This window comes from Candidatus Amarolinea aalborgensis, from assembly GCF_900491745.1.
Classification (GTDB): domain Bacteria; phylum Chloroflexota; class Anaerolineae; order SSC4; family Amarolineaceae; genus Amarolinea; species Amarolinea aalborgensis.
In genome coordinates, this window is record NZ_UETR01000011.1 from 94,146 (window position 1) to 116,924 (window position 22,779).

A 22,779-nucleotide genomic window follows, 5' to 3' on the forward strand; every position below is an offset into this window, starting at 1 on the left:
AGAACGCATGACGCATCAGCAGCGCAGCGACGAGACGCGCGCCCATATTTTGGCGGCCGCCGTGGATTGCTTCACCCGTACAGGCTACGATGCCACGGGCGTGGCGGAGATTTGCGCGCGCGCCGGCGTCAGCAAAGGCGCCTTCTATCACCATTTCCCCAGCAAGCAAGCCGCGTTCATGGCGCTGTTCGAGCAGTGGCTGTCTGACCTGGATGGACAACTGCGCGCCGTGCGCGGCGCCAACGAAAGCGTGCCGACCCGCTTGCTCGGCCTGGCCGGGATGGTGACAGCCGTCTTCGAGTCGGCCATGGGGCAGGTGCCGATGTTCCTGGAGTTCTGGCGTCAGGCAGCCAGGGAGCCAGCCGTCTGGCGAGCCACCATCGAGCCTTATCGTCGTTTTCGTGACGCGTTCGCCGAGCTGATCGCACAGGGGGTGGCTGAAGGCAGTTTGCGGCCCGTAGATCCGCAGGCGACGGCCCGTGTGCTCGTTTCGCTGGGCGTGGGTCTCGTACTCCAGGGCATCCTGGATCCTGAGGGCGCGGATTGGGGCCGCACGGCGGACGATGCCGTGCGGGTGCTGCTGGAAGGTGTGCAGAAAGCGTCTGCATGACAAAACACGAGGTGAGGACATGACTGCTTCGACGACAATGTGGCGCAGCGGGCCGAGCACGGCTCCGCTGCCGCCGTGGGCCCCAGGTTTGCCGGTGCTCGGCAGCGGGCTTAAGCTGATGAATGATCCAGTGAGTTACCTGACGGCTTGCTATCAGGAATTTGGCCCGATCTTTCGCGTGCGTGCGCTGAATCGTCGGATGACCGTGCTGGCGGGATTGGAAGCAAACCAATTCCTTGCCCGCGCCGGCGACGAACATTTCGGCAGCGAGGAACTGTTCGGCGGATTTGCCGACGAAATGGGAACGCGGGTTTTTCTGGTAGCGTTGGATGGCGAGCCGCATCGTCGGCTGCGCAAAGTGATGCGTCGCGGCTATGGCCGTGAAATGATCGCGCCGCATGTCAACGCGGTCGTGGACATGGTGCGCGAGCGCGCCAGCCGTTGGCAGCCCGGGCAGACGGTGCCCGTGCTGGACATGTTCCAGCGCCTGGTCGCTGAGCAGTTGGGTTGGGTGCTGGTCGGGCGCAAACCAGGCGCCTATTTCGAGGACGTGCAGACCTTCCTGAACGTGATCATGCGGGCCAGCGTGCTGAAGATGTGGCCGGCGTTCATGCTGCGCACCCCTGGCTATCGCCGCGCCAAGGCCAGCGTGTTTGCACTCGCACGCGAGGTGATCGCAGCGCATCAGGCCGTCTCTCCCGGCGCCGCGCGCGCGCCTGATCTGATTGATGACCTCCTGGCCGCACGCGACGAAGATGGCGAGCCATTCGCTGAGAATGCCCTCGTCGTATCGGCCATCGCGCCATTTTTCGCTGGGATTGACACGGTGGCCAACACCCTGACGTTCATGCTCTACGCACTGCTCAAGCATCCGGATGCGCTGGCGCGGGTGACCGCAGAAGCGCAGGCGATGTTTGCCAACAGCGTGCCGCCGCTGCATGCGTTGAAGGACTTGAAGGCGCTGTACGGCGCTACCCTGGAAACCCTACGCCTCTACCCCGTCGCTCCCTTCACGCCGCGTACCGCGGTCAAGCCGTTCGAGTTTGCGGGCTATCGCGTCGAGGCTGGCGCCGAGGTCCTGGTGGCAAACGCCGTCACGCACCGCCTGCCATCATTCTTCCCGAACCCAGACGTTTTTGATATTGATCGCTACCAGGAGCCGCGGAACGAGCATCGGCAGGCCAGTGCGTTTACGCCTTACAGCCTCGGCGGGCACACCTGCCTCGGCGCCGGCCTGGCCGAAGTGCAAATGATGCTGACGATGGCCGCGCTCCTCGCCTCAACCCGTTTGACATTGGAGCCGGCCGATTGGCAGGTCAAGATCAAACTGGCGCCGCTGCCGTCGGCCGGCCGCGGGATGCGCGTGCGGGTGGTCGGTAAATCCGCCTGAGTATGAGAATGACGACTTAGCGCAGCAGCGAAATTGGCTGAATTCTTCCTGTGGATGGTACAATGTTGACCCCCCAAACTGACCATTCGATGTGAAGAAGAACATGATGTCAACCTTTCCAGATGCTGCTCTACCCGCTCTCGCCCAGGTCTATGCGCGGCTAGGCGAATTGTGGTCTGAGCACGGCGATCAGGCGATTGCCTACGCCGTGCCAGGCCTCTGGATTGACCCGGCCGGGCCAGCGACGCCGCGCCAGGTCAATCCGCTGCGCTTTTTCCTGGACACGATCGAGACCATTGCGCAGCAGCCTGCGCAGCCCCTGGTGGACGGCCCCAATGGGGGCGGGTGGAGTAAACATGCCGTCGCGTACAACCTGTTTGCGCGCGCCGGCGTCGCGTTCGATCATGATGGCGATGGCGCGCTGGCTGCGCCGCTCAACAGCCAGGGCTGGCGCGAGACGGGCTCTTTCCTCAAGTGCATCAGCCTGCTGCCCTACCTGCGTTGGCTGGGCATCAACACCGTTTATCTGCTGCCGGTCACATCCGTGGGGCAGGACGGTCACAAGGGCAATCTCGGTTCGCCCTACGCCATCCGCAATCCGTACCGCCTGGACGATAATCTGAGCGAACCGCGGCTCAACCTGGGCGTGGAGACCGAATTCAAGGCCTTTGTGGAGGCGGCGCATCACCTGGGCATGCGGGTGGTGCTCGAATTCGTCTTTCGCACGGCCGCGCGCGACGCCGACTGGGTGCAAGAACACCCGGAGTGGTTCTACTGGATTGATAACCGGACGCCCGACCGCCGCCCCGGCATGTCCGCGCGCGAAGCGACGTTGGCCTACGGCGCGCCGATGTTCTCCGCTGAGGAACTGGCCCGAATCTTTGCCCAGGCTGAAGCTGACCGCTTCGACAACTTACTGCCGCCGCCGGCTCATTACCGGGCCTTCTTCACGCCGCCGCCCACGCCCGAGCAGGTGGCCCTGATGGACGGTCGTTGGTTTGGACGCCTGGCCGATGGCCGCATCGTGCGCGTGCCTAGCGCCTTTTCAGACTGGCCGGGCGACATGCAGCCGCCGTGGACCGACGTGACTTACCTGCGCCTTTACGATCATCCTGATTTCAACTACATCGCCTACAACACCTTACGCCTGTACGACAGCCGCCTGGCCCGGCCCGCGTACGCGGTGCAGCCGCTGTGGCAGCGTATCATCGGCATCATTCCGCACTATGAGCGCACGTTCGATATTGATGGCGTCATGATTGACATGGGCCATGCCCTGCCCAGCGCGTTGAAGGCGGAGATGGTCGCTGCGGCGCGTGCGCTCAAGCCTGATTTCGCTTTCTGGGATGAGAATTTCGGCTCGCCGGCCAACAGCGTGCGCGAGGGCTACAACGCGACCCTGGGCAGCTTTCCCACGAGCCTGCATGACCAGTTCAGCGCGGCGCAGTTCCTGGCCCGTCTGGCTGAAAAGGGCACGCCGCTGCCCTTCTTCGCCACGCCGGAGACGCATGACACCGCACGCGCGGCCAATCGCCCCGGCGGCATGGCCTATGCGTGCTTCGCCTGGGCCATCTGCGCGGCGCTGCCTGCCATGCCCGTTGTGCACGGCGGCTTTGAGCTGGGCGCAACCGAGCCGCTCAATACAGGCATCGGCTTTTCGCCGCAGGAGCAGGCGCGCTATCCAGCCTCGACCCTGGCGCTGTTCAGCGCGGCCGCCTATCCGTGGGAGAGGCCCATGCACGCCGCGCCGGCCGGTCCCGCCAACCCGGCGGCCTGGGTGCGCCAGGTGTTGGCCGCGCGTGCGCGCCTGGCGTCCGTCATCACCGACCTGGACCCGGCCACGTTTGCCTTCGGCCAGGCGCCTGACAACCCGGTTATCTTTGCCATCCTGCGCCTGACGCGCGGGCATGAGCCGCGACTCCTCGTGCTGGCAAACAGCGACTACTTCAACCCGCAGGCGCTCGACCTGGCGCTGCCCGGCGTTCCCAATGTTCTTGTAGATCAACTCGGCGCCCAAGCGCACCTGCTGGATGCTGATCAGCATCTGCGCCTGGTCTTGCAGCCGGGCCAGGCTGTTTGGTTTGAGCTTTAACGTGGACAAGCGGATGGGCCGCGGCCCATCACCGCATCGAAGGATCAGTTACACATGAATTTTGTTGACTTGCATTGTCATACCACCGCCTCTGACGGCACGCTGACCCCCACGCAGCTGGTGGGGCGCGCCGTGGAGTTTGGTTTGAAGACGATCGCCGTGACCGATCATGACACCACCGACGGCGTGGCCGAAGCCTTGGCGGCTGGCGCAGCGGCCGGCATCGAAGTCCTGCCGGGGATCGAAATCAACACCGATGTGCCCGGCGGCGAGATTCACGTTTTGGGCTATTTCATTGATACCACCGACCAACCGTTCCAGGCTGAGCTGCGCCGTTTACGCGACGGTCGCGAGCGCCGCGGGGCAGAAATCACGCGGCGGTTGGCCGCGTTGGGCGCGCCCATTTCCTGGCAGCGTGTGCAAGAGATTGCTGGCGACGCCCCCATCGGTCGGCCGCACATTGCTCGCGCCCTGCTGGAGGCCGGGCATGTCAATTCGATGAATGAGGCTTTTCTGCTTTACATTGGGCGTGATGGGCCGGCGTACGTGGAGCGTATGCGCTTCACGCCGGTCGAAGCGGTGCAGACGATCAAACGCGTGGGCGGGCTGCCCGTGCTGGCGCATCCCATCATTGCCCGTTTCAGCGGCGATCCGGTGGTGGAAGTGAATCTGGACAACACCCTGCCAGAGATGATTGCCGCCGGGCTGGTGGGCTTGGAGTGCTACTATCCCAATTACACCGAGGGTCAGGTGCAACAGCTGTTGGCCGCGGCGCGCCGTTTTGGCTTGATTGCCACGGGCGGCACCGATTTCCACGGCCCGCGCGCCGACCGTGCGGAATTAGGCAGCATCTATGTCCCTGAACGCGCCGTGACGCAGTTGAAAGCCGCGCGCCAGGCGTCGGCCTGAGCGCCGACTGGGTGTTCGGCGCCTGAAGCAACCCGCCAGGGGCTAGGCAAGCCCCTGGCTACCAAATGCAAGGCCCTGCGGGCCTCCGCAGCAGCCCCGCAGGGGCTTCCATGTCGTAGCCAGATGGCTTTAGCCTCTGGCGAGTCTCGGTCGCAGACCTTGCCAGAGAAAATGTTAGTGATGTTACTGGCGCAGACGCGTCGTCACCCGCTGGCGGATGGTCGCCAGCGCCTGCACAACCCGGTCCGAACCTGGATCAGCCAGGGTCATGAGGAGGGCATCCTCGCCGGTGTCTCGGTAATAGCGCCGCCGCCGACCGACCTTTTCAAACCCGAATTGACTGTAGAGCGCCTGCGCCGCCAGGTTAGATTTACGCACTTCGAGCGTCACTTCCACCGCGCCGCGCGCCAGGGATTCGTCAATCAGGTGCAGCAGGAGCCACGCGCCCAAGCCGCGCCGCTGCCAGGCCGGATGGACGCCGATGGTCGCCACGTGCGCTGAATCGTAGAGCATCCACACGCCGGCATAGGCCAGGATGGCCGGCTGTTCTGGCGTTTCCCCGTGGATCACCCGGTAAAATGAGAATTCGTTGTGTGTGATTTCGTACTCGTACATGCTGCGCGGCCACGGGTCACCGACGAACAGAATCGGCTCGATTTCCATGATCGCGTCCAGGTCATCCCGCTGCATCGGAACGACGGCAAAGACGGCGTCGCTCTGCATCACGGGATCAGCCCTGCGGGTAGTTCGTGCAAATAGATGGGCGCCAGCGATGCAATCTCATCCGAGACGTTGGTCAGGAAACGCGGCCACGCCAGCTCGGCCACGAGACTGGCCCGACGCACGCTGAGCGCGGGCGAGGCGAAAAACGCCCGCTCGCCGAGATGGGCGCGCAGGGCAGTACGCGTGGCCTCCAGCAAATCACCGGCAAACAGGGCCGGCGCGGGCGCAGTCTGCGCCAACGTTTCGATGCTGCTGATGGCAAAGGGGCTGACCGTACGCCACGCGCCGGAGCTGGCGCCCTGGACATAGTGCGCCCAGCAAACGCGGCCGCGGCCGGCTTGCACCAGGGCGGTCACTGGCTGCGGCTGCGCGTGGTGTGCATAGGCGATGGCGTCCAGGGTCGCGACGCCGAACAGCGGCAGGCCGTTGGCGCTGGCAATACCCTTGGCGAGGGCCAGCCCGACGCGCACGCCGGTGAATGAGCCAGGGCCAATCGCCACCGCGACGGCATGCACGTCGTTGGCGGTGACGCCTGCCTGGGTCAGCATGGCGATCACCTGCGGCATGAGTTCTACGGTATGGCGCCGCGCCGAGTGCCAGGTTACTTCGCTCACCACTCGCTGGCCGTCATAGAGGGCGATGCTCGCCAGGTCAGTGCAGGTGTCGAGCGCCAACATGAGCGGTTGTGTCATGCCGTCGTCTCCTGCCCCAGGCCGCGCAGAAGCTCGGCATGACGCGCGCCGTGCGCGGTGAAAACCAGCCGCCGCGTCTGTTCATCCAGCCAGGTGAGCTGGACATCGAGGCGATCGGCTGGCAAGGCTGGCGCCACCAGGTCGGCCCATTCGATCACCGTGACGCCGTCGCCGCCGAGGAGATCATCCAAGCCAAAGGCCAGCGCCTCAGCCGTGGCTGCCGCCAGGCGATAGACATCCACGTGGTAGAGGTGCAGCCGGCCATCGTACTCGCCCACCAGGGTGAACGTCGGGCTGGTGATTTGTTCATGCACCCCCAGGCCAGCGCCGATGCCCTGCACCAGGGTCGTTTTGCCCGCGCCCAGGTCTCCACTGAGGGCCAGGACGTCGCCTGGTTGCACAAGTCCGCCAAGCCGTTGACCCACGGCCTGCGTGGCGGCTGGACTGCCGCTGGTTATTTCAATAGTCGAAACTGCCAACAATTCGTCAGACAAGGTCAACTCCCACCAGGTCCCATGTTTTCGATAGGGCGATTGTAACACAAGCCCTATCGCTTTGGTAATCTGGGATGACCTGGGTATAATGCACCCGACAGGCAAAAAAAGTACATTACGTTGACACTGGTCGCCGCGGCGACATCATCGGTGAGGAAAGCGCAAACACTCAATGAAAGTGCTGGTTATTTCTGACATCCATGCCAATCTGGCAGCGCTCGACACAGTCCTGAAGGATGCTCAAAGCCGTGGCTACGACGAAATCTGGTGCCTGGGCGATGTGGTGGGATATGGCCCAGATCCCAATGGCTGCATCGAACGCCTGGCCGAACTAGGCCCGCAGCTGACGGTGCGTCTGGCCGGTAATCATGACTATGCTGTCTTGGGCAAAGAGATCAACGTGGACGATTTCAACCCCGAGGCGAAAAAAGCGGTTCTGTGGACACGCGAGCAGCTGACCGCAGAGGCCTGGGCTTACCTGGATGCCCTGTCTGGTCAGGCGGTGCAGCGCGGCGAATTCATGCTGGTGCACGGCAGCCCACGCGATTCGGTATGGGAATACGTGCTGTCACCGCGCGTCGCGCGTGAGAACTTCGAGGAAGTGACCGATTTTCGCTGCTGCCTGGTGGGCCATACGCACGTGCCCGCGATGTTCAGCTATCGCGTCGATCGCCGGGATGGGAAGCCCTTTGGCCGCTGTTTGCAGCATCGCTTGACGCCCAGCCCGCCTGACTTGGCCCTTTCCTTCGATCAGGTGCGTCTGATCATCAACCCGGGCAGCGTTGGTCAGCCGCGCGATCATGACCCGCGCGCCAGCTACGCGCTGCTCGATACCGAAACCCGGCTTTGGACGTATGTGCGGGTAGAATACCCGATTGAACAGACCCAGCATCGGATGATGAGCGCCGAGTTGCCGGAACGCCTGATCAATCGCCTCTCGTTTGGCTGGTAGCGCCTGTTTGCCGCCGCAGGAACAATCGCACGTTAATCTCGTCATTGAAGATGAATGCACGACAGACACACGGCTGCGTCAGCAGCTGGTTGATAGATGCGTGGGATTCATCCCAGAAGGAAGAGAGGTTCGATCATGTCACGTAAAGCCATCACCAGTATCTTATTGATTGTGGTTGCCCTGGGTTGGGTGGCGTGCGGTGGGGCTGCGCCCGCGCCGGCGTCCGGGGGCAAAGAAGCAGCCAATATGGAGGCGCCGGCTCAGCCCCAGGCGACGGCGGCGCCGGCCGCCAGCGATGCCGCCGGCATGCCAGCCCTGCAGGACCGCATGATTATTCAGCACGCCGAGATCAGCATGGTGGTTAAAGACACCGAAACCGCGGCCACCGCGATCCGCAATCAGGCGGCTGCTGGCGGCGGCTATGTTTCTAGCTCCAATTTGTTCCGTGACGGCGAGCAGCTGCGCGGCACACTGACGGTGCGTGTGCCTGCGCAGGCGCTGCCTACCTTCTTGGATCAGATCAAGAGCATGGCGGTGAGGGTTGTGCGCGACAACCTGTCCGGCGAAGATGTGACCCAGGAGTACACTGACTTGGGCAGCCGCCAGCGCAACCTGGAGGCAACCGAGACTGAACTGTTGGCCCTGCTGACAGAGGTGCGCCAGAAGCCCAACGCCAAGCCTGGCGACATTCTGGAAGTGTACGACAAAATCACGCAGATTCGGGGCGAGATCGAGCAGATCAAGGGGCGGATGCAGTATCTGTCCAACCTGACCGCGTTGGCGACGATTCAGATTGAGTTGATTCCTGATGCGTTGAGCAAGCCGGTGGTCGAGGAAGGCTGGCAGCCGCTGGTCACGCTGCGTGAGGCCGCGTCGCGGTTGGTCAAGACGCTGCAAGTCCTGGTGGAAGCCTTGATCTGGCTTGTCATCTATGTGCTGCCCGTCCTGATTCTGATTGCGCTGCCGTTCGCGTTGTTGATCCTGTTGATCCGGTTTTTGCGCCGCCGCTCTCCGCCGACGCCCAAAGCGCCGGTGGTGAAGCCGCCGCCTCCGCCGCAGGAAAAAGCCGAGTAGCCAGAAGCCCAGATTTCCCCCTCTCAATCACCAGCCGCCGTTCTACGGCGGCTGGTCTGTTTGATGGCCCGATTCTTCTTCCGCGCGTTGGAGGGCGCAGATTCAAGGATGCGGGGGCGCCGGCTCGCCTGACCTACCCTGGACGTACTTCCCGCTGTCTTCCATCAATTCGTGGTAGACGCCCAACATATAGGCCTGCTGTAACCGTTGGGCGTCCGCGTCGCGCCGCTGGCGTGAGGCATGGTAGGCTGAAATGCGCCGCATGATCTCCTGTTGGACGCGCCGGGGGTTGGCCACCAGGTCAAACGTAAAGCCTTCATCGGCCGCCGCGGTCTTGATGAGCACATTGCCAAAGTTCAGCGTATTGGCCAAGAAGGTTGGAAGATCGGACTGTACGTTCTGAATGCGATCCAGGCCGGCCTCGCGGCGTTTTTCGCTAAGGCCGAACGGTCTGCGCTCGATGTCAATCACTTTCTCATTGGTCACAATGTAGAGGTCGTTGGCCCAGTCCTCATACTGCCACCACAGCCAACCACAAGCCCCCAGCCAGAACACACCGGTGAGGATCCAGTAAAACCCCTCGACTGAACGCACCGTAATTCCCAGCGCCACAGACATGACAATCCAGGCCAAGAGCGATTGCCAAACCCGTTCGATCAAGATCAGCCAGTGTTTGCGCCACACCGTTCTTTCGGGCGTGATATCCCACGATCCCAACAAACCGCCCTCGAAGGCCAGGCTTAGGCTGCCCGCAGGCAGTCGTCGTCGCGAGACGGCGCGCTTCATCCAGCGCAGCGGTCGCAGGATGACAAATTCGACTGGAAAGAAGATATAACGCGGCGTTGCGGCGACGAAGTTCAGCCCCTTCCGCCACCACGGCATCCGTGTCGGTAGTTTGGTCCCAGGCGGCAGCGCCTGGTCTGGCGCCTGGCTTACCAGGCTCAAACGCAGGTCTTTGACGAGCTGCAGGCGCAGACTCTCGCGCTGTTCCACTAATTGCTCTGCCTTCAAACGCCGCCGGTGCTCGAAGATCAGGCTCTGGACGAACGTCGGATTACCGACATGGTCGAACACAATCTGCGAAGCCGCGTTGGCTGTCTTGATCCTCAAGTCGCCATAGTTGAGCAGTTTGCCCCAGAAGCTGGTGAGCAGGGTGGTGTCTTGCACTTGATCCAGGGGCGCTTCCAAGCGGTGTTCGTAGATAAAGGCGATTTTCTCACGGGCCGTAACGCGCAGGGGAGTCACGACGAAGTAGTCATTGAAGTAATCAACGACAAACCAGATGAGGGCTGGAATGAAGACGACGATGCCTAGGATAGCTGCGGTCAGCACCGACATCGGGACGTCCAGGCTCCTCAGGGCCGCGTAAAGGGCCGCCACAATCCCCAGGAGTCCCAAGGGGATCAGCAGCGAACGGGCCAAAACGATAAAGTGCCGCCGCCCATCGTACAGGAGAATATCCCCCTCTTCTTGCCACTGATACTTCCGATGTTCCTTGCGCTGCGCCTTGACCCTCTGCGTAAGATGCGCGTCTCGCCACAGCGCCTGGTCTATGCCCATCAGATAGAACAAATCCTCATAGCGGACGCGAAACCAGGTCGCGCCAGGCTCATCGGCCTGCGCGGGGTCAGCCAACCCTTGTTGACTGGTCAGCAGGCCGCCCTGCCTGCCCACGCTGTCTGGTCGCGCGGCGCGCACCGTGGTCTCGTGCCGTTCTTGACGGAAGAGGGAGCTTTGCCCATAGAACCGGCCTGGCGCCATCACGTCACGCGGACGTTCTTTGCCTTCGTCATCTGTGGCGCGAATCACCGCCGCGCCGCGGTGCAGGATGCGCAGGGAATTGTCACGCACACCCTGTTGCGATACGGTCTGCGCGGCCGGATAGTACTCCCACGCGGTAATGCTGGCCAATCCATGCAACTGCTCAGGTGTCAGGCCTTTGAACGGGTCAACCAGTCTGAGGAATGGGATAATGGGGGGAAGGCGCAAACGCTTGCCGACCCCCGTGGTGAGCGCCAGGTGCTCCATTTCGGACAACGGCACACGGATGAGTTTGCAGCGTTCCTGCACGAGCGCGGTGACCGGGGGAATACTTCCCAGGTTACTGGGGCCATTATGGAAGAAATTGCCGGCAGTGATGATTTGAGGTGTCTCTTCGGGCATCTCAACCTGGTAAGCGACCTTGACCTGTCCCCAGTCAATGAACCAAAACCAGGTATCACCCCCAGTCAGGGCCGGTTCACAAATTGTCTTGCCGTTTGTCAGTTCTTCAACACTCGCCAGCGTCGCTAAACGCCTGATCTGCGCGTCGTTCAACGGCGCCAGCAGCGGCATCGCTCGCAGCCGCGCGGCGATTGGTTCACGAATCAGGTCTTGACGCAGATTTGGCCGTAGGGCCATGGCCCAGCTCAGGTCAGCGGGCGCAATCACATACAAGCGACTGTCCTGCAGGGCAACGACTTCGGTCTCTTCGTAAATACCGTCATACGAGGCCTGGCGGCTGAAGGCCGCGCCGACGTTGTGGGTGCGTTCCCACCACACGTGGCCTGCGGAATCACGGCCGATCTCACGAAAAGCGCCGCTGGGCACCAGGTACAAGTAATCGCCTGCGCCGCGCGTCTCCACGAGCTGATCGCCAGTCTCGAACTCACGCTCTACAATACGCTCAGCCAACTGCTGCAGATCGGGCGGGTTCAATACCTTGAGCGCAGTAAAGTTGCCGAGATTCCTGGCAACCTCCTTGCGGTCTACTAAACCTGGGTCTTTCTCTGTCATCATGGCGGAGGCCTTTCGTCCAATCCCCCTGGAATCGTCAAGCGCCGGCTCGACTGGCCGGTCATTTTGGCGCTAGAACCAGCCCTATTTTACCACACGTCCGTGGCCGACGCTGCTTACGGCCACCATAAGCGCCAGGCGATGACAAAGAGCAGCCCGCTGCCCACGGTCAGGATGGTGTTGCGCGTGCGCCAGGCCACCAGGGTGCTCAGCAGGCCGGCCCACAGGTAATCGTTACGCCAGGTCAAAGCCAGCGCGCCCTGGCGGATCAGCAGCGCCGGCAGCACCAGCGCGCTCAACAGGGCCACGGGCAGAAAGCGCAGCGCCAACATCACCCGCGGCGGCAGTGTGATCCGGCTGCCCACCATAAACAGGGAGACGCGGGCGGCGTAGGTCACGGCCGCCATGCCCAGGATGATGATCCAGACCCTGCTCATCGCCGCGCCTCCAGGGCGACGCCCACCAGCATCGCGCTCAGCGCGGCCACAACCAGGTGCCAGTTGTTGGGCAGGATCAAGGCCCCGGCCACGGCGACGACGCCAGAGACGAATGCGACCATGCGCATCGTACCTCCCTCACGCAGTTGTGGGATCAGCAGTCCGATGAAGGTGGCAGGCAGCGCAAAATCGAGTCCCCAAGCCCGTGGATCACCCAGCGCCGGGCCGATCCAGAAGCCGACGGCGGAGCTGAGCAGCCAGAAGCTGATCAACGAAGCCTCGATGCCGGCCAGATAGCGCACGTTTGCCGGGTGCGCGGCCCAATGCGTGCTGGCCAGGACGAACGACTCATCTACAATGCCATGCGCCAGCAGCGCCTGCACCCACCAACGCTGGCGGCGCAGATGCGGCGCCAGCGCCAGCCCCATGAGCAGGTGGCGCAGGTTGATGAAGAGCGCAGAAAGCACGATCAGGCCGGCTGGCGTTCCCGCGCCGATCATGCCCAGGGCCACGAACTGCGACGCGCCTGCCAGAACCAGGGCTGACATGCCCACGGTTTCGGCCAGGGTGAGGCCCACCGTGTGCGCTAACAGGCCGTAGGCCAGCCCAAAAACGATCATGCCGACGAGCAGGGGCAGCGTCGCACGCGCACCCTGCCAGAAGGGGTGCGGCGTGCTAGAGGATGGCGCGCCCATGTCAGCCGCGCGCCCAGCAGATGCCCATCAGAACGACGGCGTTTCCGCCGATTTGAACCCACCAGCGCCCCTTACCCAGGATCAGAATGGCAAGAACGGCCGCCAACACCGGTTCAACCTCCAAAATGGTCCTTGATCGCTTCGGCCGCAGCCAGGTTCATGCCCGGCGCAGCTGCCAATTCTTCGACGCTGGCCTGTTTGATGGTCTGCAGGTCGCCGAAGCGTTTGAGCAATTCCTTGCGTCGGCGCGGACCGATTCCTGGCACTTGATCCAGCTCAGACATGACGCCGGTTTTGGCGCGCAGTTCGCGGTTGAAGGTGATGCCAAAGCGATGGGCTTCGTCGCGGATGCGCTGCAGGAGGTAGAGGGCCTGCGAGTCGCGTGGCAGCACCAGGGGATCATGATGGCCGGGCAGATAGACATCCTCGAATTTCTTGGCCAGGCCAATGACCGGCACCTGGTCGAAGAGATCGAATTCGCGCAGCACCTCCACGGCCACGTTGAGCTGGCCTTTGCCGCCGTCAATCACTACCAGGTCTGGCAGACGCTGCCACATCTCATCGCCCTTGCGCGCTTTGCGTCCCGGAGCTTCATCATCGTCCGGCGGCTCAACCGCGCGGCGGAAACGGCGGCGCAGCATCTCGCGCATGGACGCAAAATCGTCAGGCTCGCCCGTGCCCAGTGCGCCTTTGCCGCGAATCTTGAACTTGCGGTAGTCGGTCTTCAGCGGCGTGCCTTGCGCAAAGACCACCATCGCGCCGACGGTGTTGGTGCCTTGCAGCGTGGAAATGTCGTAACACTCGATGCGGCCCGGCGCGTCAGCCAGACCCAACGCCTGCCCCAACTCTGCCAGCGCGGCCACCTGCTTGTTCTTGTCGGCCTGCCACTGTGCGCGCAGCGCGTTCAACGTTTCGACCGCGTTCTGAGTCGCCATGTCCACCAGGTCACGCTGCTGACCTTCCGTAGGCACGGTGAGCAATACCTTCTCGCCGCCGCGGCGGGAGCGCAGCCACTGTTCGATGATCAGCCGTTCATCCAGGTCCTTGGGCAGCACGATTTCCGGCGGCACATACGCAGCCTCGCTGTAGAACTGAGTCAGGAACGCACTGAGCACCGCGTCCGTCTCGCCGCTTTCTGCGCCTTCCAGCACGAAGGATTCGCGACCGATCAGTTTGCCGTGGCGGATGAAGAAGACCTGCACACAGGTGTCGCCGTTGGCCTGCGCAAACGCGACCAGGTCCTCATCGGCGTGCTGGCCGCTGACCGTTTTTTGGCGCTCGACCAACTGTTCGGCGGCTTTGATCTGATCGCGCAGCCGCGCGGCGCGTTCAAACTGCCAGTTTTCGGCCGCGTCCGCCATCTGGCCGCGCAGGGTCGTGAGCGCCGGCTCGGTATTGCCGCTGAGGAAATCGGCCAGCCCCTGGATCATGCTGCGGTACTCTTCACGATTGACCGCGCCAATGCAGGGGCCGTTGCAGCGGCCAATGTGGAAGTAGAGGCAGGCGCGGTCATCCTTGCCGGTAATTTCGCGATTGCAGGTCAAGTAGGGGAAGACATGACGTAAGGCTTCCAGGGTCACGCGCACATTGAACGCGGACGTGTAAGGCCCAAAATAGCGGCTGCCGTCGCGCGCCATGCGCCGCACAATCGTCACTTTGGGAAAATCTTCGGCCCAGTGTATCTTGATATAGGGGTATGTTTTGTCGTCTTTGAGCCGGATATTGTACCGCGGCTGGTGGCGCTTGATCAGCTCGTTCTCAAGCACCAGCGCCTCTAGTTCGGTTTCAACGATGATCCAGTCAATGTCCGTGATGTGGCTCACCAGGCGCCGGGTCTTTGTCGTGTGGAGCGCTTGCTGCTGGAAGTAGGAACGCACGCGCGCGCGCAGGTTGATGGCTTTGCCCACGTAGATGATCGCGCCTTCGGCGTTTTTCATCAGATAACAGCCGGGACGCGTGGGCAAGATGTCGAGCTTGGCCTGGAGTGAATCCGAAATTGACATGCGGCAGATTGTAGCACGCGGACGGCTGACTGACAAAGCCGCTGCAGACCGGAGAGTGAGGATGCGGACCTTGCCGCCGCAGGTTACGACGGCGCCTGGCGATGACAGGGCGGAGGACAAAAACGAGCGGGGTGGAGGAGACGCGTCTCCCTCACCCCGCTGGCACGTTCATCAGGGATGATCAAGCGCCTACCAGACTCTAAAGCCAGGCGAGGTGGACTGCGCCTGGGAGATGAGCTGGAAAAGCATGGGGCCGTAGCTGATGATGATCAGGATGATGGTGCCGGCCAGCCAGGGGCGCCAGTTTTCCAACCAGGCGGGCGTCGGCCCTGGGTCCAGCGCCTCGGCCACGGGCATCTCCACCGGCTTGGTGAGTTTGCGCTTGGAAGTCACGGTGCCGACTACGTTGACATAGTAGAGCGCGCCGCTGACGAGCAGGATCAGAGCGCCAATCAGGGCTTCGATCATGAAGGGACTCCATTCGGGCGACAGGTACGGCGCCACGCCCAGCATGGTGCGCCGCGGCACGCCGTAGCGCAGGCCCAGGATGTGCAGCCCGTTGCTCATCAAGACCATGCCCACGAACCAGGTCCACGCTTGCCACAGGGCCGCGCGCTTGCTGAACAGTTCTTTGCCGGTCAGCTTGGGCAGCAGCCAGTACGTAATGCCCATGAAACCCAGGGTGGTGGCGCTGCCCACGGTCAGGTGAAAGTGGCCGGGCACCCACATGGTGTTGTGAATGACCAGGTTGAGGTTGTACGACGCGTTGGTCAGACCGCTGATGCCGCCAAAGGCAAAGAGGATCATGGCCAGGTTCTGCGCAACGAAGGAAGGTTCACCCCAGGGCAGCGCGCGAATCCAGCCCAAGAGGCCTTTGCCGCCGCGTGCGCGGCCGCCGATTTCCATCGAGGCGATGACGTTGAAGGCGGTCAAGACGCTGGGGAAGAACACCGCATACGTCAGGATGGCATGAATGTACTTCCAGGCCGCGGGAATGCCAGGATCGGTGTATTGATGATGGAAGCCAAGCGGCGTGGAAAGAACCAGGAAGAGCCAGAAGGCAAGGCGCGCCAGCGGTTCGCTGAACAACTTGCCGCCCACCTGTTTTGGAATCATCCCGTACCAGGAGATGTAGACGGGCAGCAGCCAGAAATAGACCAACGGGTGGCCGGTGAACCAGAAGAAGGTGCGCGCCAACTGCGGGTCAATGCCTTGCACCAGGCCTAGTGACCAGGGAATGAGCTGGAAAAGCATTTCCACGGCGATGCCCAGGGTGGCAATCTGCCACAGAACCATCGTGATGAGCGAACCAAAGGCAATGAACGGGGTGCGCTCCTTAGGGTTCTCACGCCGCCAGGCGCGCCAGGTGATGATGATGCCCCAGCCAACCGCCCATGAACCAACGACCACCAGGGTCAGACCGATATAGAACAGCGCCGAAGCTTTCAGCGGAGGGTAAAACGTGAAGAGCACCGTGGCCTGGTTGGTCAGCAGAGCGATGGATGCCAACACCAGACCCAATACCATCACCACCAGGGCAATCGTATGCACGATCGGCTTGACGACTTCTTTTTTCAAGCTGTAGCTCGTGGTGAAGGTGAGAAACCCGGTGATAAAGAAGGTTGTCCAGACCAGGGCATTGAGCACGGCGTGCAGCGTCAACCCCTGGTAGTAGCTTTGAATCCCAAGAGGCCGCAAGAGGCCATAGAGGTTGATGCCGTTATGTTCCAGCTTCTGGAATGGGCCGATGAGACCGCCGATGGCCAGCGCGGCCATGGCAATGCCGATATGCCAGGCGGTGAAACGATTGGCACGAGGAAAGTTTTGAGTCATATCGTAACCTCACGACAAAAGATATCAAGGGCGAATGATGAGAACTGGCTTGCGATCATGCCGGCGGCTCCGTGCTTACGGTTCCACGATAATCTGCGCAAACATGGTTTGGTGACCAATGCCGCAGTATTCATGGCAGATGATCTTGTACGTGCCGGGCTTGTCGAAGGTGTGCGACAGCTTGGAAACCTGGCCTGGAATGATCATGAAATTGACGTTGGTTTCGTCAATGTGGAAGCCATGCATGACATCCTTGCTGGTGACGTAGAATGTCACTTTGGAGCCAGCTTTGACTTTGATCTCGTTCGGTTTGAACGACCAGGTTTGGGCCAACAGACGCGCCTCGAATTTCCCCGGCGCCAGTTCGCGCAGGCCAGGTTCGCCGAACGAGGTGGCGCCTGGTGTGGCGACGAGGCGTGGATCCACGCGCATTTCAGGCGATGGCACCTGAATGCCGGTGGCGAACGCTGAGACGGTGATCGCGGCCCCAAAGATCAACAGCATGGCCGCCGCAACATAAATCCATAGCTTCTCGTAGGGATCAACATGTATCATTGCGTGACTCCTCGCGCCAACATGATCAGATAGGCGCTGCCCCATAAAGCGATGATCAACAACAAGTAGATCGCCAAAACAGCCAGTGTTCCCTTCGGTGCTTCCATGACTTTTTCTCCTCTCTGATCCTCACCTACAGCTGCGGAACCTTACTCGGGCTGACGGATGTCAACGTCGAGCTTGATCTCTCCACTCGTCTCGAACTTCAGCGTCAGCGGCACTTTTGCGCCGGGCGCGAAGGCTTCCTTTTTGTCAATGCACATGACATGCATGCCGCCGGGCTTCAACTCAATGGTCTTGCCGGCCGGTATTTCGATGAACCCGCCCGGCACGGGGCGCATGCCCATGGCGCCTTCCGCGGTCTTGTACGTTTCGTGCAGTTCAACGACGCCGCAGGCCGTTGAGGTAACCCCGGTCAATTTGTCGGCTGCGCCGCCGGAGTTTTTCAGGTTCATGTAGAACGCGCCGGTCATCATCATCTGCGTGGACGGTCTTCCCCAGGCTTCTTCGACCTTGATCTGCGGTGCGGCCGGCGCGGCGCTGCACGCAGCAAGAAGCATGGTCAATACCAGGACAACGCCTACGACGAGCCATGAGCGTCTCATTGTTTTCATTCGCTTCCTTCTCCTTTGCTGCTCTTTCTTACCGTGACGCCAGGCGAGCAGCGCCTGGCTCGATCTCGACTCACCTGGGCACAACAGGCGTTCATCTTCACGATCAGGGAATCAATTCATCCGTAGGAGCGCGCGCAGATCGCCTGCGATCTCGGCCCCAGTGGCGCCGAAGGGGATCAGCAGGCGGATGCTGCCCTGCCGATCAAGCACGAGCACGGTGGCTGTATGATCAATGAGATAACCGGTGGCCGCGGTGCCCTCATGCGCTTTGTAATAGATGCCTAAAGGCGTCGCCGCCGCGGCAATCTGCGCGGGTGAGCCGGTAATGCCAATGAATGACGGATCGAAATTCGCCACGTATTCCGCCAGGCGTGCAGGCGTATCGCGGTCGGGATCAACGGACACAAAAACTACCTGCACCTGCTGTGCGTCAGCGCCCAGGTCATGCATGGCCGCGGCCAGCTCGGCCAGCGTCGTGGGGCAGACGTCAGGGCAGTAGGTGTAGCCAAAATAGAGTGCGACCAGTTTGCCGCGAAAATCAGAGATGCGCACCGGTTTGTCGCCCGCGGCGGTCAACGAGAAATCGTTGACGGGCATGGGCGGCTCCATGAACATTCCAGCCCACGTATGGGGTGGATTCAGAAAACGGATTGCAACCACAATCGCGAGAACCAACAGGGCCAGGGCGGCGGGCCAAATCCATCGCGGCGCGACGCCTTGGCGCCGGGCCATCACGGGCTGCATAGGCAGTTCCTCTCTATCTCACTTGGCATAACACAGGAACAGGTGCGCAGCCTCATAGGCTACCTTACCTGCGCCCGTGCTGTTTTGCACTTCGCTGGCGATCAACGCCATGTCACGCATGATGCGATCAATCCCCGGCTCGGCCGTGCGATACTCCGCACGCAGGATGCCCCAGCCGTCCACCAGGAAGAAAGCAGGATCGAAAGAAAAAGAGCCATCGGCCTGGGGCGCGTAGTAGAGGCTGAAACCATCGCCGATGGCGACTTTGAGCGCCGCAGGATCGCCCGTTGCCACACGCCAAACGGCCGGGTCCGCGCGCTCGCGGTCTGCGTAGGCTGCCAGGACCGCCTGCGAGTCATGGTCGGGATCGAAGGATATCGTCACCAGTTTGACCGGGATGCTCTGCGTGTTGGCGGCGCCCAGGCGTTGTTGCACGGCGCGTAGGGTGGCGGCCGTCTGCGGACAAGGCGCCTGGCAGCCGGTGTATGTGATGTTGTAGAGTACGAGCTGGCCGCGCAGGTCTTCGCTGGTGAGCGCGGCGCCAGTCTGATCGCGCAGGGCAAAGGCAGGCGCCAGCTTGATGCGCGGCAGCACTTTGATCGGCTGCAGCGTGGCGAAGGCCAAAACCGAGGCAATCAGGAGTCCGCCAGTCAGGTAGAGCACGCGCATGAAAAGCTTCATGGTGCAACTCGCGGTTGTTGCGGCGGCCGGCTCGAACGGCTGTCCCTTGTGGCTACGGTTGGCCCCGCCGCTGACTTGCGCAGGACGCGCAGCAGGTTGGGAACCGTGGCGCGGGTGCGAGCCTGACGCTCGTGCACCACCATCGTGTTGTCAGTCAAGGTGACATAAATTACCCGGCGCGCCGCGGCGCCGACCAACAGCGGCGCCAGGTCATCCTGGCGTAACTCTGGCGCCGCATGATCTACAATCAGCGTATCTGGCTGCATGGACAACAGCAAATTTTCGGCCTCGGCCCACGTATCGGCCGCGCCGACGATGACGACCGACGGTTCGGACGCCAGCAGCCGCGCCAGCCCGTCACGAAAGAGGCCATGTCCGATCAAAAATACCTGTACGCTCATGGTAGGTTCATTGTGACACAAGCAGCTGCGTCTGTCGTCGCCCAGAGGGAGAGAGTAGAGGATAGAAAAACGGCTGCCTACTGGGTAGCCATCTGGCTAAGCCATTGGCGCTGGGCATAGTCCAAATGGGCTAATCCTGGCGTTCGCTCATGAGTCAGCGCCGCCCGCGGCGCCGCTCGAAGGAGGCTTGCCCGCGGATGCGCGCGCCGTGAGCAGGCTCGCAGACCTTGCCGAGCGAAAGGGGGGAGGAAAAGCTCACTTGTGGCTTGCCGGTGGGGTGCGAACGCCATCGCCCCTGGCAGGCGGGATAGTCGCAGACCCTGCCGGAGCAGAAACGCCAGAAAGCCCTGCGCGCACGGCCCAGGCGGCCGCCTCGGCGCGGCTGCGCAGGTGCAGCTTGTCCAGAATGCTGCCCAGGTGGGCCTTGATCGTGTGCGGCGACAGGGATAGGGCGGCCGCAATTTCTTTATTGCTCAAGCCGCGCGCCACGAACTGCAGCACCTCGCGCTCGCGCTCGGTCAATTCGTCCGGCTCCGCGGCGCCAGCAGTGGAGCGGGGGGTGGCAAACTCATTCAAGAGCTTGATCGCCATCGCAGGGCTGACCACAGCTTCGCCAGCGTACACGCGCTGAATGGCATCCACCAGTTCGGCGCTGGTGCTGTTTTTGAGCAGGTAGCCGCGCGCGCCGGCCCGAACGGCCGTGAACAGGTCTTCTTCGCGCTCGGAGACCGTCAGCATCAGGATAGGCAGGTCGGGATAGCCCTGACGCAGCCGCCGCGCCGCTTCCAGCCCGCCCATGCCCGGCATGTTGACATCCATCAATACCAGGTCGGGCGTCGCTTTCGCGACAGCAGCCAGCATCTCTTCGCCGCTGCCGGCGTTGGCGACCACATGCAGGCCGTCCATGTCATTGAGGATGCGCACAAGGCCTTCCCGAAAGAGGTGATGATCGTCGGCGATGGCAATACGTATCATGAGATGTTCACACGGGGGTGGTTAGCGGCACCGTAACGGCCAGGCGGGTGCCCTGGTCGGGGCCGGTGGCAATGGTGAGCGCGCCGCCCAGGCCTTCGGCGCGTTCGCGCATGGAGGCCAGACCATGGCTGCGGTAGATGCGGCTGGGGTCGCTCATCGTGGGAAAGCCGCGGCCGTCATCGGTGATAGCCAGGGTGCAGTGATCGCCCTCCGCGCGCAGCGCCACGGTGACCTGTCGGGCCTGCGCGTGTTTGCGCACGTTGGTCAAGGCCTCCTGGGCAATGCGCAGGAGTTGAAAACCGGTGGTGGCGTTGGTCTCGATCCCTGGCGGCTCCGCGCTAAACTGCGCGGCAATGCCGGTTTGCCGCGCAAAATCTGCCGTATAGTCGGCCAGGCAGGCAGTGATGGCGCCTGGTTTTTCGGCCGTCAGCCGCAGGCCGTCAATCGCCTCGCGCACATCCACATAGGCCCCGCGGATTGATTGACGCAGCTCGCCTAGCTCCTGCATCGCAGAGGCTTGTCGGCCGCTCTGGATGAGCTGCTCCAGGCGCTCTGCTTGTAAACCTAGATAGCCCAGGGTCTGCGCTAGGCCATCATGAATCTCGCGCGAAAGGCGGTATCGCTCCTCCAAGACGGCCATTTGGTTCACTTGTGATAGGAGCTGCGCGTGGCGAATCGCCAGGGCAATTTGATGCGCCATCGTCGTCAGGAGTTCGCTGTGCTGTTGGCTGAACGCGCGCCGGCGTCGCGCGCCCAAGAATATGGCGCCGAAGACTTGACCTTCCGTCGCCAGGGGCGCTGCGGCCGCAGAGAGCAGCCCGCCTCCCGCGCTGGCGCCCAATTCTGGCGCCATCACCGGCGCGCCCGCGGCATACGCCTGCGCTGCCATTTCGAGCGCCAGGCCAAAGCGTGGGTCGCTGACATCCGCGCCCAAGTCACGTCGCGCCTGGCAGGTCCACATCTGGCGCGCCGTATCGAACAGGAACAGGCCACCCGTCTGCGCTTGCCAGCCGGCCGCGGTGATGTCGAGCACTTGGGCCGCCAATTCGCTGACCTGGTCGTGCGACACAGTCGCCGGCGATTGCGTAGCCCGGTCAAGCGCATGCAGCGCGCCGACTTGGCGCACGCGGGCGCGCAGACTTTCCAGCGTCGCCGCGATCGAAGTGCCGAGGATGTTGAGCAAACGCACATGGTCTTCTGGCGGGCCATCGGCGGAAGGAAAATAAGCCGAGATCACGCCGACGCGCTCCTGCTCGTGGTTGATGGGCAGGCAGATGAGGGAATTGATGCCCTCGTCGCGCGCCAGGTCGTGCAGGTCTACGAACAGAGGGCAGTCGCTGGAAGCTTCAGTTCTAAGCACTTGACAGGTCCGGCAGCGACCGGCCGCCACCCCGCCATCCAGGCGGCGCCGCAGCCCGCTGAGGTAGCGGTCGCTGAGACCCCAGGCCATGTCCAGGTTGAGGCGGTCGCGGTCTTCGTCGAAGGTGATGACGGTCGAGGCCCGCGCATTGGTCAGCTGCAGCGGCGCCTGCGCGGCCAGGGCCAGGACTGCCTGCTCATCGGTGGCGGCGGTCACGCGCTGCTCCAGATCGTGCATGGCGAGCAGCTTCTGGTGGTTGAATTCTAGCTCAGCAAAGGCCTGGCGCAGCCTCTCTTCCGTGGCAGACTGGCGCGCAATCGCGTTGGCGATCCAGGTCAATGCGAGCCAGGTCACAACCGTGCCGGAGAGGCTGAAGAGGAGAAGTTCGGCCACGCCTTGCCAGGTCGGCGTGACCAGCAGACGGATGAGCACCTGGTGGAGCGCGGCGACGGCCACGATGACCGCCGGCGCCAGCCAGCGTAATTGGCGCACTTGGGCGTAGAGCGGCGAGGGCCGCGCCCCGTTGGCGGGAGCTGTGCTGGTTGGTTGGCGTAGGGCCTGATTGAACATTCCTCATCCATCGCTTGATCACCGGTTTTTGGACCGGCGGAATTGTGAGAAACAGTGGACAGTAAGATCAGTATACCAGTTTGCGCGCAAAAAGCCAAAGGCGTTCGCCGCGCCTGGGTGCATGTCAGGATGAAGGCGGATCGGACGGTTGTCAGGCCCGATAGGGCCTTCCACCTTGTAGCCCGATCCGTTCACGGTCG

Annotated in this window: 23 protein-coding genes; 6 read left to right on the top strand and 17 right to left on the bottom strand. The window is 62.5% G+C overall.

Annotated features, from left to right (window positions below):
- The first annotated feature begins 7 nt into the window (after positions 1–7).
- The 4 genes from ACPQ6D_RS14940 to ACPQ6D_RS14955 all read left to right on the top strand — a co-directional run bounded on the left by ACPQ6D_RS14940 (position 8) and on the right by ACPQ6D_RS14955 (position 5,001).
- Positions 8–610, top strand: a complete 603-nt coding sequence (locus ACPQ6D_RS14940; protein WP_423225142.1) for a TetR/AcrR family transcriptional regulator — start codon at positions 8–10, stop codon at positions 608–610.
- Between the two features lie 19 nt (positions 611–629).
- The gene (locus ACPQ6D_RS14945; RefSeq protein ID WP_423225143.1) at positions 630–2,000 is read left to right on the top strand and encodes a cytochrome P450; all 1,371 of its coding nucleotides are present in this window, start codon (positions 630–632) and stop codon (positions 1,998–2,000) included.
- 103 nt (positions 2,001–2,103) lie between these two features.
- Positions 2,104–4,092, top strand: a complete 1,989-nt coding sequence (locus ACPQ6D_RS14950) for an alpha-amylase family glycosyl hydrolase (protein WP_423225144.1) — start codon at positions 2,104–2,106, stop codon at positions 4,090–4,092.
- Positions 4,093–4,146: 54 nt separating this feature from the next.
- Positions 4,147–5,001: a PHP domain-containing protein gene (locus ACPQ6D_RS14955; protein ID WP_423225145.1), complete on the top strand. Its 855-nt coding sequence runs from the start codon at positions 4,147–4,149 to the stop codon at positions 4,999–5,001.
- 183 nt (positions 5,002–5,184) lie between these two features.
- Here ACPQ6D_RS14955 and rimI read toward each other — a convergent pair whose 3' ends face one another.
- The 3 genes from rimI to tsaE are packed head-to-tail and all read right to left on the bottom strand — an operon-like array spanning position 5,185 to position 6,910.
- Positions 5,185–5,724 carry a ribosomal protein S18-alanine N-acetyltransferase gene (gene rimI, locus ACPQ6D_RS14960; RefSeq protein WP_423225146.1) on the bottom strand — a complete coding sequence of 180 codons (540 nt, stop codon included), beginning with the start codon at positions 5,722–5,724 and terminating at the stop codon, positions 5,185–5,187.
- Complete coding sequence (tsaB, locus tag ACPQ6D_RS14965; protein ID WP_423225147.1) at positions 5,724–6,416, bottom strand: tRNA (adenosine(37)-N6)-threonylcarbamoyltransferase complex dimerization subunit type 1 TsaB; 693 nt, start codon at positions 6,414–6,416, stop codon at positions 5,724–5,726. Before tsaB ends, rimI begins: the two co-directional genes overlap by 1 nt.
- Positions 6,413–6,910 carry a tRNA (adenosine(37)-N6)-threonylcarbamoyltransferase complex ATPase subunit type 1 TsaE gene (tsaE, locus tag ACPQ6D_RS14970; protein ID WP_423225148.1) on the bottom strand — a complete coding sequence of 166 codons (498 nt, stop codon included), beginning with the start codon at positions 6,908–6,910 and terminating at the stop codon, positions 6,413–6,415. The genes tsaB and tsaE overlap by 4 nt, the downstream gene beginning before the upstream one ends.
- A 172-nt stretch (positions 6,911–7,082) precedes the next feature.
- Here tsaE and ACPQ6D_RS14975 point away from each other — a divergent pair, with 172 nt between their 5' ends.
- Positions 7,083–7,862 (top strand): metallophosphoesterase family protein, encoded by a 780-nt coding sequence (locus ACPQ6D_RS14975; protein ID WP_423225149.1) that lies wholly within the window; start codon positions 7,083–7,085, stop codon positions 7,860–7,862.
- 135 nt (positions 7,863–7,997) lie between these two features.
- Positions 7,998–8,936, top strand: a complete 939-nt coding sequence (locus tag ACPQ6D_RS14980; RefSeq protein WP_423225150.1) for a DUF4349 domain-containing protein — start codon at positions 7,998–8,000, stop codon at positions 8,934–8,936.
- Between the two features lie 102 nt (positions 8,937–9,038).
- On the opposite strand, the gene ACPQ6D_RS14985 is transcribed toward ACPQ6D_RS14980, so the two are convergent.
- From ACPQ6D_RS14985 to ACPQ6D_RS15050, 14 genes are all read right to left on the bottom strand, one after another.
- Positions 9,039–11,714, bottom strand: a complete 2,676-nt coding sequence (locus ACPQ6D_RS14985; protein WP_423225151.1) for a cyclic nucleotide-binding domain-containing protein — start codon at positions 11,712–11,714, stop codon at positions 9,039–9,041.
- 113 nt (positions 11,715–11,827) lie between these two features.
- Positions 11,828–12,148 (bottom strand): AzlD domain-containing protein, encoded by a 321-nt coding sequence (locus ACPQ6D_RS14990; protein ID WP_423225152.1) that lies wholly within the window; start codon positions 12,146–12,148, stop codon positions 11,828–11,830.
- Positions 12,145–12,843 (bottom strand): AzlC family ABC transporter permease, encoded by a 699-nt coding sequence (locus ACPQ6D_RS14995; RefSeq protein WP_423225153.1) that lies wholly within the window; start codon positions 12,841–12,843, stop codon positions 12,145–12,147. The genes ACPQ6D_RS14990 and ACPQ6D_RS14995 overlap by 4 nt, the downstream gene beginning before the upstream one ends.
- Position 12,844: 1 nt before the next feature.
- On the bottom strand, positions 12,845–12,967 hold the full coding sequence (locus ACPQ6D_RS15000; protein WP_423225154.1) for a hypothetical protein: 123 nt from the start codon (positions 12,965–12,967) through the stop codon (positions 12,845–12,847).
- Positions 12,957–14,846: an excinuclease ABC subunit UvrC gene (gene uvrC / locus ACPQ6D_RS15005; RefSeq protein WP_423225155.1), complete on the bottom strand. Its 1,890-nt coding sequence runs from the start codon at positions 14,844–14,846 to the stop codon at positions 12,957–12,959. Before uvrC ends, ACPQ6D_RS15000 begins: the two co-directional genes overlap by 11 nt.
- A gap of 189 nt (positions 14,847–15,035) precedes the next feature.
- Positions 15,036–16,679 carry a cbb3-type cytochrome c oxidase subunit I gene (locus tag ACPQ6D_RS15010; protein ID WP_423225156.1) on the bottom strand — a complete coding sequence of 548 codons (1,644 nt, stop codon included), beginning with the start codon at positions 16,677–16,679 and terminating at the stop codon, positions 15,036–15,038.
- Positions 16,680–16,754: 75 nt separating this feature from the next.
- Positions 16,755–17,234, bottom strand: coding sequence for a cytochrome c oxidase subunit II (locus ACPQ6D_RS15015; protein WP_423225157.1), 480 nt, complete (start codon positions 17,232–17,234; stop codon positions 16,755–16,757).
- Positions 17,231–17,341 carry a cytochrome c oxidase subunit 2A gene (locus ACPQ6D_RS15020; RefSeq protein ID WP_423225158.1) on the bottom strand — a complete coding sequence of 37 codons (111 nt, stop codon included), beginning with the start codon at positions 17,339–17,341 and terminating at the stop codon, positions 17,231–17,233. Before ACPQ6D_RS15020 ends, ACPQ6D_RS15015 begins: the two co-directional genes overlap by 4 nt.
- Before the next feature lie 42 nt (positions 17,342–17,383).
- Positions 17,384–17,848 (bottom strand): copper chaperone PCu(A)C, encoded by a 465-nt coding sequence (locus ACPQ6D_RS15025; RefSeq protein ID WP_423225159.1) that lies wholly within the window; start codon positions 17,846–17,848, stop codon positions 17,384–17,386.
- A 111-nt stretch (positions 17,849–17,959) separates the two neighbouring features.
- The gene (locus ACPQ6D_RS15030) at positions 17,960–18,592 is read right to left on the bottom strand and encodes an SCO family protein (RefSeq protein WP_423225160.1); all 633 of its coding nucleotides are present in this window, start codon (positions 18,590–18,592) and stop codon (positions 17,960–17,962) included.
- An 18-nt stretch (positions 18,593–18,610) separates the two neighbouring features.
- A complete protein-coding gene (locus ACPQ6D_RS15035) occupies positions 18,611–19,273 on the bottom strand; it encodes an SCO family protein (RefSeq protein ID WP_423225161.1) in 663 nt (220 codons plus the stop codon).
- A complete protein-coding gene (locus tag ACPQ6D_RS15040) occupies positions 19,270–19,674 on the bottom strand; it encodes a helix-turn-helix domain-containing protein (RefSeq protein ID WP_423225162.1) in 405 nt (134 codons plus the stop codon). Before ACPQ6D_RS15040 ends, ACPQ6D_RS15035 begins: the two co-directional genes overlap by 4 nt.
- Positions 19,675–19,929: 255 nt before the next feature.
- Positions 19,930–20,649, bottom strand: a complete 720-nt coding sequence (locus tag ACPQ6D_RS15045; protein WP_423225163.1) for a response regulator — start codon at positions 20,647–20,649, stop codon at positions 19,930–19,932.
- 7 nt (positions 20,650–20,656) lie between these two features.
- On the bottom strand, positions 20,657–22,579 hold the full coding sequence (locus ACPQ6D_RS15050; protein WP_423225164.1) for a GAF domain-containing sensor histidine kinase: 1,923 nt from the start codon (positions 22,577–22,579) through the stop codon (positions 20,657–20,659).
- Positions 22,580–22,779 lie beyond the last annotated feature (200 nt).